17 protein-coding genes are annotated in these 14220 nt (G+C 67.1%); 3 read left to right on the forward strand and 14 right to left on the reverse strand.

Features of this window, described 5'->3' with window-relative positions; genetic code table 11:
- From QTI33_RS21820 to QTI33_RS21860, 9 genes are all read right to left on the reverse strand, one after another.
- A partial coding sequence (locus QTI33_RS21820; RefSeq protein ID WP_007829589.1) for a GTP-binding protein occupies positions 1–106 on the reverse strand: 106 nt, incomplete at its 3' end.
- A gap of 123 nt (positions 107–229) precedes the next feature.
- A complete protein-coding gene (gene fusA / locus QTI33_RS21825; RefSeq protein ID WP_286508373.1) occupies positions 230–2332 on the reverse strand; it encodes an elongation factor G in 2103 nt (700 codons plus the stop codon).
- A gap of 87 nt (positions 2333–2419) precedes the next feature.
- Positions 2420–2893, reverse strand: a complete 474-nt coding sequence (gene rpsG, locus QTI33_RS21830) for a 30S ribosomal protein S7 (RefSeq protein ID WP_286508375.1) — start codon at positions 2891–2893, stop codon at positions 2420–2422.
- Between the two features lie 147 nt (positions 2894–3040).
- Positions 3041–3418: a 30S ribosomal protein S12 gene (gene rpsL / locus QTI33_RS21835; RefSeq protein ID WP_013543948.1), complete on the reverse strand. Its 378-nt coding sequence runs from the start codon at positions 3416–3418 to the stop codon at positions 3041–3043.
- 172 nt (positions 3419–3590) lie between these two features.
- Positions 3591–4760, reverse strand: coding sequence for a D-alanyl-D-alanine carboxypeptidase family protein (locus QTI33_RS21840; RefSeq protein ID WP_286508377.1), 1170 nt, complete (start codon positions 4758–4760; stop codon positions 3591–3593).
- Positions 4761–4770: 10 nt separating this feature from the next.
- The gene (locus QTI33_RS21845; RefSeq protein WP_286508378.1) at positions 4771–5403 is read right to left on the reverse strand and encodes an alpha/beta hydrolase; all 633 of its coding nucleotides are present in this window, start codon (positions 5401–5403) and stop codon (positions 4771–4773) included.
- A gap of 13 nt (positions 5404–5416) precedes the next feature.
- The gene (locus QTI33_RS21850) at positions 5417–5770 is read right to left on the reverse strand and encodes a (2Fe-2S) ferredoxin domain-containing protein (RefSeq protein WP_286508379.1); all 354 of its coding nucleotides are present in this window, start codon (positions 5768–5770) and stop codon (positions 5417–5419) included.
- A gap of 9 nt (positions 5771–5779) precedes the next feature.
- Complete coding sequence (locus QTI33_RS21855; RefSeq protein WP_286508380.1) at positions 5780–6901, reverse strand: VanZ family protein; 1122 nt, start codon at positions 6899–6901, stop codon at positions 5780–5782.
- A 5-nt stretch (positions 6902–6906) separates the two neighbouring features.
- Complete coding sequence (locus tag QTI33_RS21860; protein WP_286508382.1) at positions 6907–7335, reverse strand: CopD family protein; 429 nt, start codon at positions 7333–7335, stop codon at positions 6907–6909.
- A 347-nt stretch (positions 7336–7682) separates the two neighbouring features.
- On the opposite strand from QTI33_RS21860, the gene hemB reads away from it, so the two are divergent.
- On the forward strand, positions 7683–8690 hold the full coding sequence (hemB, locus tag QTI33_RS21865) for a porphobilinogen synthase (protein ID WP_286508383.1): 1008 nt from the start codon (positions 7683–7685) through the stop codon (positions 8688–8690).
- Between the two features lie 79 nt (positions 8691–8769).
- Positions 8770–9894, forward strand: a complete 1125-nt coding sequence (locus tag QTI33_RS21870) for a magnesium transporter CorA family protein (protein WP_286508384.1) — start codon at positions 8770–8772, stop codon at positions 9892–9894.
- A gap of 145 nt (positions 9895–10039) precedes the next feature.
- Here the strand turns inward: QTI33_RS21870 and QTI33_RS21875 are convergent, their stop codons facing one another.
- Both QTI33_RS21875 and QTI33_RS21880 read right to left on the reverse strand, forming a co-directional pair.
- Complete coding sequence (locus tag QTI33_RS21875) at positions 10040–10387, reverse strand: DUF4148 domain-containing protein (protein WP_286508385.1); 348 nt, start codon at positions 10385–10387, stop codon at positions 10040–10042.
- A gap of 210 nt (positions 10388–10597) precedes the next feature.
- A complete protein-coding gene (locus QTI33_RS21880; protein WP_286508386.1) occupies positions 10598–10948 on the reverse strand; it encodes an alpha/beta hydrolase in 351 nt (116 codons plus the stop codon).
- 124 nt (positions 10949–11072) lie between these two features.
- Here QTI33_RS21880 and QTI33_RS21885 point away from each other — a divergent pair, with 124 nt between their 5' ends.
- On the forward strand, positions 11073–11972 hold the full coding sequence (locus QTI33_RS21885; protein ID WP_286508387.1) for a LysR family transcriptional regulator: 900 nt from the start codon (positions 11073–11075) through the stop codon (positions 11970–11972).
- On the opposite strand, the gene QTI33_RS21890 is transcribed toward QTI33_RS21885, so the two are convergent.
- The 3 genes from QTI33_RS21890 to QTI33_RS21900 are packed head-to-tail and all read right to left on the reverse strand — an operon-like array spanning position 11965 to position 14176.
- Positions 11965–12855: an amidohydrolase family protein gene (locus tag QTI33_RS21890; protein WP_444814872.1), complete on the reverse strand. Its 891-nt coding sequence runs from the start codon at positions 12853–12855 to the stop codon at positions 11965–11967. The two genes, QTI33_RS21885 and QTI33_RS21890, sit on opposite strands and share 8 nt — an antisense overlap.
- Positions 12856–12869: 14 nt before the next feature.
- Complete coding sequence (locus QTI33_RS21895) at positions 12870–13553, reverse strand: dienelactone hydrolase family protein (RefSeq protein ID WP_286508388.1); 684 nt, start codon at positions 13551–13553, stop codon at positions 12870–12872.
- Positions 13554–13555: 2 nt separating this feature from the next.
- Positions 13556–14176, reverse strand: a complete 621-nt coding sequence (locus QTI33_RS21900; protein WP_286508389.1) for a 2-hydroxychromene-2-carboxylate isomerase — start codon at positions 14174–14176, stop codon at positions 13556–13558.
- Positions 14177–14220 lie beyond the last annotated feature (44 nt).

The following is a 14220-nucleotide window of genomic DNA, read 5'->3' on the forward strand; positions in this document are numbered from 1 at the left end:
GCACGGTGGCGATCGCCGCCGTCAGCGTCGTCTTGCCATGGTCCACGTGACCGATCGTGCCCACGTTGACGTGCGGCTTCGTGCGGGTGAATTTTCCTTTTGCCATTTTCTATCCTTGAAAGAGCATGGCCCGTGTGAGGTTTAACGTCTGCACCCTGTTGCTGGTTCTTCCGCCACGGGCAGCGGAAGGCACAGGATCGCAGACGGCGGGGCCCAAGCCCCTGATGTCTTACTTCGAGCGCGAGGCCACGATGGCTTCGGCCACGTTGCGCGGTGCTTCGGAGTAGTGCTTGAATTCCATCGTGTACGTGGCGCGGCCTTGCGTGGCCGAGCGCAGCGTGGTCGAGTAGCCGAACATTTCCGACAGCGGGACTTCAGCCTTGATGAGCTTGCCGCCGCCGATCATGTCGTCCATGCCCTGCACCATGCCGCGACGCGACGAGAGGTCGCCCATCACGTTGCCGGCGTAGTCTTCGGGCGTTTCGACTTCCACGGCCATCATCGGCTCGAGGATCACCGGCGAAGCCTTGCGGGCGCCTTCCTTGAAACCGAAGATCGCGGCCATCTTGAACGCCATTTCGTTCGAGTCCACGTCGTGGTACGAACCGAAGTGCAAGGTGACCTTGACGTCGACGACCGGGTAGCCGGCCAAGACGCCTTGCGTCAGCGCTTCGATCACGCCCTTTTCCACCGCCGGGATGTACTCGCGCGGCACCACGCCGCCCTTGATCGCGTCGACGAACTCGAAGCCCTTGCCGGCTTCGTTCGGCTCGAGCTTGAGCACCACGTGGCCGTACTGGCCCTTGCCGCCCGACTGGCGCACGAACTTGCCTTCGGCATCTTCGACCGTCTTGCGGATGGTTTCGCGGTAGGCCACCTGCGGCTTGCCGACGTTGGCTTCGACGCCGAACTCGCGCTTCATGCGGTCGACGATGATTTCGAGGTGAAGCTCGCCCATGCCGGAGATGATGGTCTGGCCGGATTCTTCGTCGGAACGCACGCGGAACGACGGATCTTCGGAGGCCAGGCGCTGCAGCGCGATGCCCATCTTTTCCTGGTCGGCCTTGGTCTTCGGCTCGACGGCCTGCGAGATCACGGGCTCCGGGAACTCCATGCGCTCGAGCGTGATGATGGCGTCCGGGTCGCACAGCGTTTCGCCGGTCGTGACGTCCTTCAGGCCCACGCAGGCGGCGATGTCGCCGGCGCGGATTTCGTCGATTTCGAGGCGTTCGTTGGCGTGCATCTGCACGATACGGCCGATGCGTTCCTTCTTGCCCTTGACCGGGTTGTAGACGGTGTCGCCCTTGCTCAGCACGCCCGAGTAGACGCGCACGAAGGTCAGCTGGCCGACATACGGGTCGGTCATCAGCTTGAAGGCCAGCGCCGAGAACTTTTCCTCGTCGGCGGGCTTGCGGCTGGTTTCCTTCTCGTCGTCGTCGGTGCCTTCGACCGGCGGGATGTCCATCGGCGAGGGCATCAGTTCGATCACGGCGTCGAGCATGCGCTGCACGCCCTTGTTCTTGAACGCGCTGCCGCACATCATCGGCTGGATCTCGCCGGCGATGGTGCGGGTGCGCAGGCCGAGCGTGATCTCGGCTTCGGAGAGGTCGCCCTCTTCGAGGTACTTGTTCATGAGCTCTTCCGACGCTTCGGCGGCGCTCTCGACCATCTTCTCGCGCCATTCCTTGGCGGACTCGAGCAGCTCGGCCGGAATCTCGCGGTAGTCGAACTTCATGCCTTGCGAGGCTTCATCCCAGTAGATGGCCTTCATCTTGCGAAGGTCGACCACGCCCTGGAACTTGTCTTCGGCACCGATCGGAATCACGATCGGCACGGGGTTGGCCTTCAGGCGGTCGACCATCATCTGGCGCACGCGGAAGAAGTTGGCGCCGATGCGGTCCATCTTGTTGACGAACGCGAGGCGGGGCACCTGGTACTTGTTGGCCTGGCGCCAGACGGTTTCGGACTGGGGCTGCACGCCGCCGACCGAGTCGTACACCATCACGGCACCGTCGAGCACGCGCATCGAGCGCTCGACTTCGATCGTGAAGTCCACGTGGCCCGGGGTGTCGATGATGTTGATGCGGTGCTCGGGCATCGAGTGGTCCATGCCCTTCCAGAAGCAGGTCACGGCCGCCGAGGTGATCGTGATGCCGCGCTCTTGTTCCTGCTCCATCCAGTCGGTGGTGGCGGCGCCGTCATGCACCTCGCCCAGCTTGTGGGTCACGCCGGTGTAGAACAGGATGCGTTCGGTGGTGGTCGTTTTGCCGGCGTCGATGTGCGCCGAGATACCGATGTTGCGGTAGCGCTCGATGGGGGTCTTGCGTGCCATGAAATTTACTCCGTTAACGGATGAAAGCCCGCCCACCGCTCTCGGTGGGTCGGGCTTCCAGCCTGTCTGATTTGGGGGGAACGACTCTTAGAAGCGGAAGTGGCTGAAGGCCTTGTTGGCCTCGGCCATGCGGTGCACTTCGTCGCGCTTCTTCATGGCGCCGCCACGACCTTCCGTGGCTTCCATGAGTTCGTTGGCCAGACGCAGGGCCATCGACTTTTCGCCGCGCTTGCGGGCGGCTTCCTTGATCCAGCGCATCGACAGCGCCAGACGACGGACCGGGCGGACTTCGACCGGCACCTGGTAGTTCGCACCGCCGACGCGGCGCGACTTCACTTCGACCATCGGCTTCACGTTGTTGATGGCGATGGTGAAGGCTTCCAGCGGGTCCTTGCCCGGGTTCTTCTTCTCGATCTGGTCGAGCGCACCGTAGATGATGCGCTCGGCGATCGCCTTCTTGCCGCCTTCCATGATCACGTTCATGAACTTCGACAGCTCGACATTGCCGTACTTGGGATCCGGCAGGATTTCACGTTTGGGGACTTCGCGACGACGTGGCATGTTACTAACCTCTTTGCTTCAGTTGGCGCCTTTTCAGACACCGCGAGAGCCAACAAGAACTCTCACTTACTCGACCCAATATCGGGTCACTTCGTTCGATGCGCCGGCCAGGGCACCCGAACACCGCTGAATGGAATACAGAAAGCCTTAGGCCTTCTTCGGGCGCTTCGCGCCGTACTTGGAACGCGACTGCTTGCGGTCTTTCACGCCTTGCAAGTCGAGCGAACCGCGCACGATGTGGTAGCGAACACCGGGCAAGTCCTTGACACGACCGCCGCGAACCAGCACGACGCTGTGTTCCTGCAGGTTGTGGCCTTCGCCGCCGATGTAGGAAATGACTTCGAAGCCGTTGGTCAGGCGCACCTTGGCGACCTTACGCAGCGCCGAGTTCGGCTTTTTCGGGGTCGTGGTGTAGACCCGGGTGCAGACACCGCGACGTTGCGGCGAGTTCTGCATGGCAGGGCTCTTCGAATTGATCTTTTCGACCGTCCGACCCTGACGCACCAGTTGATTGATGGTTGGCATGAATGAAATAAGTCCCAAAACTGCCCCCGAAGGCCCTAGGCGTGAACCGGCCCGGACGGGGGAACGACCAGAAGTTGGCCGAAAACGTGAATCCCTTCGGAATTTCCGAAAAGCCCGCGAGTATAGCACTGGCCCGGGCGCTTGCCCACCCCGGGCCGCGTCGCGGCCGTGGCTACTTGATCCAGAGGCGCACGGCGTCCCAGGCCCGGCCCAGGACACCGGCTTGCTGCACGGCGTCGAGCGCCACCAGCGGCACCTCGGCCACCGGCTCGTCGCCCAGCGTGACCTTCAGCATGCCGATCGGCTGGAACTTGGTGAAAGGCGCGACCAGCGGGTCGGGCCGGACCACCTGGGTCTTGATCTTGGCGGCCGCGCCGGCCGGGACGGCGACCACGATGGCGTCGGGGCGGCCCAGCTTGACGGTGTTTTCGTTGCCTTTCCAGACCGGGGGCGTCGCCACCGCCTGGTTGGCGTCGAACAGGCGGACCGCGTCGAAAGCCGTGTACCCCCAGTTCAGCAGCTTCTGCGACTCGTTGGCGCGCGCGTTCTCGCTGGCCGTGCCCAGCACGATCGACAGCAGGCGGCGGCCGCCCGTCAGGTTCGGGAAATCGCGCTTGGCGGTGACGACCATGCCGTAGCCGGCGGCCTGGGTGTGGCCGGTCTTGAGGCCGTCGACGGTCGGGTCGCGGAACAGCAGCAGATTGCGGTTGGTCTCGTTGGTCGAGGGCGTGCCCGGGAAGCGGTACTTCTTGATCGCGTAGTAGTGCAGGTACTCGGGGAAGTCGCGCATCAGGCGGGTCGCCAGGATGCCCAGGTCGCGCGCGGTGGTGGCGTGGCCGGGCTCGGCCAGGCCTTCGGGGTTCTTGTAGCTCGTGTTCTTCATGCCGAGGGCCTTGGCCTGCTCGTTCATGAGTTCGACGAAGTGCTCCACCGTGCCGCCCACGCCTTCGGCCAGCGCCACCGTGGCGTCGTTGCCCGACTGCACGATCAGGCCCTTGATCAGGTCCTCGACCGGAACCTGCATCTTCGGGTCGATGAACATCCGCGCGCCGGGCATCTTCCAGGCCCGCACGCTGACCGGCAGGGTCTGCGTCAGGGTGATCTTCCTGGCCCGCAGCGCATCGAAGACCAGATAGGCCGACATCAGCTTGGTCAGCGACGCCGGCTCGACGGCGGCGTCGATGTCTTTCTGGGCCAGCGTCTGGTTGGCCGTGACATCGATCAGCAGGAAGCTGCGGGCCGCCACCTCGGGCGGCGTCGGCACCTGGGCCCCGGCGGCAAGAGACAAAAATGCGGCAGCGGCCACTGCGAACGCGCGCAGCGCTTCGACGAAACGATTCATGGGGGTGCGGCTAGCCCGCGCGCAGGTGGCGGACGACCAGATTCTTGAGCAGCGGCAATTGTCCGTGAAAGAAATGGCCGCCCCCGGGAACGACTGTGACAGGAAGTGACTGCGGCCGCGCCCAGTCCATGACGGCGGCCAGCGGCACCGTGTCGTCCTGCTCGCCGTGCACCACCAGCGCGCGCTCGTGGGCCGCGGGCGGCAAGCTCGCCACCGCGAAGCGGGAGGCCGCCGTTCCGACCAGCACCACCTGGCGGATCTCGCGCGCCGCCCAGAGCCGGTCGATGGTGCAGCTGGCGACGAAGGCGCCGAAGGAAAAGCCGGCGATCGCCAGCGGCCCCTCGGGCGCCAGCTGCGCGACCACCTCGCGCATGTCCTCGCATTCGCCGCGCCCTTCGTCGTGCACGCCCTCGCTGGCGCCGACGCCGCGGAAATTGAAGCGCACCGCGGTCCAGCCGCAGCCGACGAAGGCGCGCGCCAGGGTCTGGACGACCTTGTTGTCCATGGTGCCGCCGAACAGCGGATGGGGATGGGCGATCACCGCCACCCCCAGCGCCGGCGTACCGTCGGCGGCACGGTCGCGCAGCACCTCGATGGCGCCGGCGGCGCCCTGGATGCGGAGCTTCTCGGTCTGCGAATTCATGCCCGACCGCCCCTCAGCGCCCGACGTCGGGCGCGAGCAGCAGCCGCTCGACCACTTGGCCGTTCTTCAGGTGCGACTCGACGATCTCGTCGATGTCGTCGGCATCGAAGAAGGTGTACCAGACCGCCTCCGGATAGACCACCGCGACCGGGCCGCCCGCGCAGCGGTCCAGGCAGCCGGCCTTGTTGACCCGGACCTTGCCCGGCCCGGCCAGGCCGGCCTCCTTGACGCGCGACTTGCAGCGGTCGAAACCGGCCTGCGCCTCGTGCTTGGAGCAGGAGTCCTCGCCGCCCTTGCGTTCGTTCAGGCAGAAGAAGATGTGGCGGCCGTAGTAACCCGCCGGCGGGGGAGTGCTGGAACTCGACATCGCTCGATTCTATGGAGCCGGCGCCCCCGGTGCGCGGCGCGAGAGAACAGCCAGCACGTAAGCGAGGGTTGCAAACGGCCAGAGCCATCCCACCCACTGCGCCAGCCCGTGGAAGCGGATGAAGCGCCCCTGCTCCCAGGTCGCCAGCGTCTGGGCGAAATAGGCGCTCTCGGGCGCCTGGTTCAGCAGGCTCAGGTGCACCACCAGCGCGATCAGCAGCAGGGCCGCGCAAAGCCGGCGCGGCGCGCCGAGCAGCAGCACGCCGACGATCAGGGCTGCCGCGATCCCGACCTGGACCGGCAGGCTCAGCCAGGCCCAGGCGTGCGGGGGCCCGTAGCTCAGGGACGCCGACAGCGCCGAGGCCGCCACCCCGGCCAGCAGGATCGAGGGCAGCAGGATCGCCCGCCGGGCGACCGAGCGCGTGATCAGGAAGCCGAGCAGGCAGGGCACCAGCGCGCCCAGCATCACGCACAGCAGCTCGACCCCCGGCACCAGCGGCTCGAGCTCGAACTGGCGCACCGGCATCCACTCGATGAAGGGCGTGTCGACCAGCCAGTCGGCGATGGCGGCCTCGAGCCGCTCGAACACCTGGCCCAGGCCGAAGCTGACCGCGGCCGGAAACAGCAGCGCGACCGGCCACAGTGCCAGCAGCACCAGGCCGCCGCGCGAATCCTCGACGAACCAGTTGGAGCGGGTCCGATGCCAGTGCGCCACGGCGCCGAAGCGCTCGAGCGCCGCCGCCGTCACCGCACCGGCCAGAGCGCCGGCGATGTTGAGCCCGAGGTCGACATTGGACGGAATGCGCGCCGGCAGGTAGCTCTGCAGCGTTTCCATGGCGAACGAGATCGCCGCCCCGACCGCGGTGGCCCGCAGCACCGCACCCACGGCGCCGGTGCCCGGCCGGTTGCGGATCACCGCGATCGCGGCCAGGAAGCCCAGCGGCATGTAGCCGACGACGTTGATGCCGAAGTCGAAGGCGGTCCAGTACTTGGGCCAGGGCGCCGCCAGGTAGGCCCAGGGCCCGATGCCCTGGTCGCGCCAGTCGGAGAAGGGGTAGAGGCTAGCGTAGACGATCAGCGCCGCATAGGCGAGCGCCAGGGGCAAGGCAACGGACTTGTGCGGGGTGGCCACCGAACTCAGAACGGCTTGACGACCACCAGGATCACGATCCCCAGCAGCAGCAGCACCGGCAGCTCGTTGAACCAGCGGTAGAAGCGGTGGCTGCGGCGGTCGGTGCCGGCGACGAAGCGGCGCAGCAACACGCCGCAGCCGTGGTGGTAGCCCAGCACCACCACCACCAGGGCCAGCTTGGCATGCATCCAGCCGTTGCCCGGTCCGCGCCCGATGCCGTAGCCGAGCCACAGCCAGAGGCCGAACCCGAGCGCCGGCAACGCCAGCAAGGTGGTGAAGCGGAACAACTTGCGCGCCATCAGCAGCAGCCGGCTGCGCTCGGCGACCGATTCGGGCGCCACCAGCGCCAAGTTGACGAAGATCCGCGGCAGGTAGAACAGGCCGGCGAACCAGCTGGCGATGAAGACGATGTGCAGCGATTTGACCCAGAGCATGGCGGCAGTTTAGTGGTCGCGTTTCGCCGCGTGGCCGCGGCCCTCCGCAGGCGGACGCGCAAAAAAAAGCCCGACGTCAAAACGTCGGGCTTGGGAAGCCCTTTTGCTGTCACACATCAAGGCACCCGCTCAGGGAGGAAAAGCGGGGGGCAGCAAGCCGCCCAAGACAGAATTTAACAAAGGCAAAACAACCTATCAAGCAAGGATTGCCATTTTTTTGAACTTATGGCTGAAAGCCTTAGTACAAACAGGCTCGTTATTGACTGGTTATAAACAGAAACAGACAGCGGCCCCCGCCAACGCGCCCTCTTCCGGCCGCGGCGCGCGCTTGGGGCACAATTTTCGCCATGACCCTTCTTGCCCCCTTCCCCGCGGGTCGCCCCCGCCGCCTGCGCCGGGACGCGTTCACGCGCAATCTGGTGCGTGAGCATTCGCTCTCTTCCCATGACCTGATCTACCCGGTCTTCGTCCAGGAGGGGGACAAGCGGCGCGACGCGGTCGCCTCGATGCCGGGCGTCGAGCGCCTGAGCCTCGACCTGCTGCTGCCGGTCGCCGAGCAGTGCGTGGCGCTCGGCATCCCGGTGATGGCCCTGTTCCCGGTGATCGATGCCCGCCTCAAGACGCCGGCCGGCGACGAAGCCTTCAATCCCGATGGCCTGATTCCGCGCGTCGTGGCCGCGCTCAAGTCGCGCTTTCCGGAACTGGGGGTGATGACCGACGTGGCGCTGGACCCCTACACCAGCCACGGCCAGGACGGCCTGCTCGACGACAACGGCTACATCCTCAACGACCCGACCGTCGAGGTGCTGGTCCGGCAGGCGCTCGCGCAATCGCGCGCCGGCGTCGACATCGTGGCGCCGAGCGACATGATGGACGGCCGGATCGGGGCGATCCGCACCGCGCTCGAGGCGCGCGGCGACGTCCACACGCGCATCATGGCCTACAGCGCCAAGTTCGCGAGCGCCTTCTACGGCCCGTTCCGCGATGCCGTCGGCTCGGCCGCCAACCTCGGCAAGAGCAACAAGAAGGTCTACCAGATGGACCCGGGCAACAGCGACGAGGCGCTGCGCGAGGTCGCGATCGACATCGCCGAGGGCGCCGACATGGTGATGGTGAAGCCCGGCATGCCCTACCTGGACATCGTGCGCCGGGTGAAGGACGAATTCCGCGTGCCGACCTTCGCCTACCAGGTCAGCGGCGAATACGCGATGCTGAAGGCCGCGGCGCAGAACGGCTGGCTGGACCATGACGCGGTGATGCTCGAAAGCCTGCTGGCCTTCAAGCGCGCCGGCGCCGACGGGGTCCTGACCTATTTCGCGCTCGACGCTGCCAGATTGCTCAAACAGCATTCTTGAGGTCTTGCGGGACAGACCAGGAAAACTGCGCAGCAGTTTTTTGCTCTGTCCTCAACTGACGAGGAAATCGGCAATCTCCATGCGCATCTTCAAGATCGACGGCACCCAGGTCACCGAGCACGACGCCCTGGCCCCGATGGCCGCGCCCGGCGCCTGCGAGCGGGGCTACCTGTGGCTGTCGCTGACGCGGGCGGAGTTCCGGGCCTCGCTGCCGCAGGTGCAGGAGGTGCTGCAGTCGCTGTGCGGCACCCTGCTGCTCGACCTGCACGTGAGCGACCTGCTGAACGACCAACTGCCCTCGCGCTACGACTACACCTCGCAGTACGACCTGCTGGTGTTCCGCCGGCTGGCGGCTTCCAACGGCAAGGAGCCGGTGCCCAAGGCCGACCTGCGGGGCGGACCGCCGGTGCTGCGCCGGGTCGACACCCGGCCGGTGGGCTTCGCGGTGTTCGACCGGGTGCTGCTGTCGGTGCATCCCGAGGACGGCACCGTGCGCGACACCTTCGCCGCCAAGCTGCTGGCGGCGGCCGCGCCGGACGGCCGCGGCGCGGTCCCGGCGCTGGACGTACGCGCCGTCTCGGCGCGCATCCCCACCGGGCCGGCCGACCTGATGCTGCGGGTGATCAACCAGATCGTCGACGCCTACCTCGACCTGCGGCGCGAACTGACCCGCCAGCTCGACCACTGGCAGGCCGAACTGATCGACCCGCACAGCCGCTTCACCAACTGGAGCGCGCTGATGGATTCACGCCAGTCGCTCTACCACCTCGACGAGATCTGCGAAGACCAGCGCGCGGCGATCCAGGACTGGACCGACGCGCTCGAGACCCTGCCGGCGCCCACCGGCGCCGGCGAGCAACGCGAGCGCGAGTTGATCATGGTGCGCAGCCGCGACGTGCTCGAGCACATCGAGCGGGTGGTGCACCACGTGCGGCGCCTCGAGCAGAACGCCGAGACCGCGGTCCAGATGCATTTCAGCGTCCAGGGCCACCGGGCCAACGACATCATGCGGGTGCTGACCGTGCTGACCGCCGTCTTCCTGCCGCTCAACCTGATCGCCGGCATCTTCGGCATGAACTTCGAGTTCATCCCCCTGGTGCACAAGGCCGACGGCTTCTGGATCGCGATGGGGTCGATGGGCGTGATCGCGATCGCGCTGGTCCTGATCTTCTGGCGCAAGCGCTACCTGGCCCGCACCCGATAGAAAACGACCGCTAAAAAAGAAGAAAGCCCGGCGAAGCCCGGGCTTTGTTCGTGAAACACCGCGGAACCGGCTCCGCCGGGCCGCTGGTGTTGCCCCCGGCGAGGGGGTGGGCGGCCACACGCAGTGAGCCAACCTGGGGGAGAACTTACTTCCCGGCTTGAACGCGCGGCTCGGCCGACTTGTTCATGGTCGAGATCACGCGGCTGTTGACGCGCGAACCGCCGACCACGTTCTGGTCGGGCGCATTGGCGGTGGCAACGGCCTGGGCGCGCACGGCTTCAGGGTTGGCGACCGAGGTGAAGGCCTCGGCGCCGCGCGAGCCGCGCACCACGTTCTGGTTCGGAGCGGCTGCAGTGCGAGCGGCTTCGGCGCTGACTTCGTCGCGGCTCTTGGCCGAGGCACCGGTGTGCACGCCTTGGTAGGCTTCGGCATGGGCGCCGGCGGCAGCGAGGAGGGACAGGGCGGCAGCGGCGAGGAGGCGGGAGGTCTTCATTTCGTTTCCTTGGAGTTCGTCGGAGTTGGATTCAAACCAGGCTCGCTGTCGCTGGCCTGTGCGAGCAAGTGTCGAGCGGAATCCCTAGGGGAAAACACCAAGAAAAGAGACACGGAGTTTCCCTATTCGAAACAATGACGGTTCCCACAGCCCTTATGGAAAAGGCCGGCCTGCGCTTTCGCGCGGCCGGCCCGGGGGCAACACCGCGGATCAGAGACCGGCTTGCTGCGTCACCGAACGGGTGATGCTGTATTGCGACGGCACCACGCTGTTCACGAAGGCCTTGCGGTCCAGGTTCTGGTTCGGCTCGTGCGCGGTGGCGACGGCTTGCGAGCGGATCGCGGCGCGGTCGGCCGATGCGGTGAGCGCCGGGGCGACGCGCGAAGACACGCCGTCGGCGTACGGGTTTTCGCTGCGCGCAGCGACCATGGCCTGGGCATTCACCTCGGCGCGGCTGTTGGACGACACCGGGGCTTGCACGCCTTGGTAGGTTTCGGCCTGGGCAGCGGCGGCGGCCAGGATCGACAGGGCGGCGGCGGCGATGATCTTCGAGTTCTTCATTTCGATGTCTTTTGTGGGGTGAGGGGAGCCTGGGCTCAATGGGATAGAGTTTGCCTCGTCTTTATAGGTAGAAACCCTATGATTTTGAATCAAGGTGTTCATCAAATCGAAACAATGGAGTGCCATGGACGGTCTGGAACTGCTCAAAACCTTTCGTGAGGTCGCCCTGCGCGGCAGCTTCTCGCGCGCCGCCACGTCGCTCGGGATGTCGAAGGCCAACGCCAGCAAGTACGTGGCACAGCTGGAAACCCGCTTCGGCGTCCGGCTGCTGAATCGCTCGACGCGCTCGGTCAGCCTGACCGATGCCGGCCACCTGCTGCTCGAGCGCAGCAAGCCCCTGCTCGAGATGATCGAGCGCACCGAATCCGAATTGCAGGGCCACGCCGGCCACCCACGCGGCCGGCTGCGGGTGACGGCGCCGCACGGGCTGGGCAGCAGCAGCTTCTCGGGGCTGATCGGCGAGTTCATGGTCACCTACCCCGACGTCCACGTGAGCCTGCACCTGAGCAACCGGGTGATCGACCTGGTCGAGGAAGGCGTCGACGTCGCCCTGCGGCTGGGCCGCATCCGCGACGAGAACGTGATCGTCCGCCGGCTGCGCCAGATGGACCTGGCGCTGTGCGCGACGCCAGGCTACTGGGCCCGCCGCGGCATGCCGAAGAAGCCCGACGACATGCGCCGGCACGATGTCCTGACCTACTCGCTGGCGGCTGGCGGGCCGCAGCTGCCGTTCGAGGTCGACGGCCAGCCCTACAGCGTGCCGGTGACCAGCCGGATGGACGCCAACGACGCCGCGCCGCTGATCGGCGTCGCGCTGGCCGGGCTCGGCGCGATCTGCGTGCCGGTCATGATGGCGCAGTCGCACATCGAGCGCGGCGCCCTGGTGCCGGTGCTGAAGGATTTCATGCCGCGCGATCTCTGGCTGTACGCGGCCTATTCGCAGCGCCGCCACAACAGCGCCGCACTGCGGGCGCTGCTGGATTTCCTCGAGGCGCGGGTGCGGGACCCGGAGCCGGTCACCTGACGCCGAACAGCGCCGCCGCATTGCCCCAGGCGATGCGCTGCGCGACTTCGGGCGGCAGGTCGCCGAGCCAGGTGCGGTAGCCGCGCATGAGCTCGTCGTAGGCGCTCCAGCGCTGGTTGACCCAGGTGTCGGAACCGACCAGGAAGCGCTCCGGGTACTTCAGGATCAGCGCCCGCCACTCGGGGCACAGCGTGCCGCCGTCGCAGGTGAGGCCCGGCCGGTACGACAGCTCGCCCATCAGCAGCGGATAGCGCTCGAGCAGCGCCTGGACGCGCGCGACCGGCGGCCCGCCGATGCCGGTGTGGGCCCAGATCAGCCGCAGCGACCGGCCCCGGGACGGCGCGTTGGCCATCAGCAGGTCGATCGCCACGTCGTCCACATGCGCCAGCACCGCCAGCTGCCGCTGCTCGGCCAGCGCGATCAGCTTGCGGGCCACCGGCCCGTTCGCGTTGGCGCTGTCATAGAGATGGAACTCGCCCAGCCCCTTGTAGGGTCCGCTCGCCGTGCCACGGGCCAGTTCGGCCTGCACCATCTCGTAGATGCTGTCGTCGCGGAACCAGTTGTCGTAGTCGTCGCGGTTGCGGTAGAGCCGCACGAAGGGCACCACCGTCACGCCGGCAGCGCGGGTCTCGCGGGCGGCCGCGAGCGTCTGGGTGCCGGCATTGGGGCGCGAGTTGGCGACGATCGCCCGGACCCCGTTGCGCTGCATCCGGGCCAGCGCCTCGGCCGGCGGATAGGGGCCGGCGTGGCCGTCCCAGGCTTCCTGGTTGTAGTGCAGGTGGGTGTCGAACAGCGGGCCGGCGTAGTCGGCCGCCCCGGCCCAGGGTGCCAGCAGCGCCGCCGCCAGGGCGAACGGCGCGCAGCGAAGACGTCTGCCGGCCACGGCCCGCGCGCCGCTCAGCCGAGGTGCTTGGCGAAGAAGGCCAGCGTGCGCTCGCGGGCGAGCTTGGCAGCCGCCGCATCGTAGGAACCACGTTGGTCGCAGTTGAAGCCATGGCCGCATTCGTAGACATGGACCTCGACCTCCGGATGGGCCTTCTTGAAGGCGTCGACGGTGTCGAGCGGAATCCAATGGTCGTTGTTGCCGAAATGGGCCAGCACCGGCACCTTGGGCTGGCGCGCCGTTTCCTCCGGGCTGGTCATGCCGCCGCCGTAGTAGGGTGCCGCCGCCGACAGGCCCGACACCTCGGCCGCCGCGCGCCAGGTCAGCAGCCCGCCCCAGCAGTAGCCGACGATGCCGACCTTGCCGGCCTTCGATGCGTAGTCGACCGCGGCCTGGAGGTCCTGCAGCACGCCCGGCGCCGGCAGCGCCTCGACCGCGGTCTTGAGGCCGAAGCCGTTCTTCATGTCGTCCTCGGTGTAGCCCAGCTCGACGTCCTGCTTCACGCGGTGGAAGGTGGCGGGCGCGACCGCCAGGTAGCCCTCGGCGGCGTAGCCGTCGGCCACCGAGCGGATGTGCGAATTGACGCCGAAGATCTCCTGGACGACCACCACCGCGCCCTTGGGCTTGCCCGCCGGCTCGGCGACGTAGGCGGGAAAGGTGAAGCCGTCTTTGGCGGTGAGATCGATGAATTGACCCATGGTCATGCTCCTTGCGTGGCAGGTTGTTGTTTCAATGCGCGTTCGACGAAATCGAGCCGGTCCTGGCCCCAGAAGATCTCGCCGTCGATGACGTAGCTGGGGGCGCCGAAGACCTTGCAGTCGATGGCCTGCTGGGTGTAGTCCTCGTAGCGCTCCTGCACCGCCTGGCTCTGCGCCTGGTCGACCCGGCGGGCGTCGAGCCCGCATTCTGCCGCCAGTGCCTCCAGCACTTTCGGGTCTGCGATGTTGCGCTCCTGGACCCAGACCGCGGCGAACACCGCGCCGCACAGCGCCATGGCCTGTTCGGTGCCGTCGTGCAGGTCGGTGGCGATGATCAGGCGGGCGGCGTCGTCACTGGCCACCGGGAAGAACTTGGGCTTGGGGTTGAGCTCGATGTCGAGGTGCTTCGAGAAGCGCGCCAGGTCGACCAGCCGGTAGGCCTGCCGCTGCGGCGCCCGCTTGCCGAGCGGCAGGCCGCCCGAGACCGGGAACACGGAGCCGAAATCGATCGGCCGGACGCGCACGGCGGCGCCGGCGGCCTTGGCGATGGCAGCGAAGCGCGCATGTCCGAGGTAGGTCCAGGGGCTGTGCGGCGTGAAGTAGTAGTCGATGGTGCGGCTCAAGAGCGTCTCCTCGATGATGTAATCCGACGCAGACGGTTTTAACT

This window comes from Variovorax davisae, assembly GCF_030316845.1.
In the GTDB taxonomy this organism is placed as follows: domain Bacteria; phylum Pseudomonadota; class Gammaproteobacteria; order Burkholderiales; family Burkholderiaceae_C; genus Variovorax; species Variovorax davisae.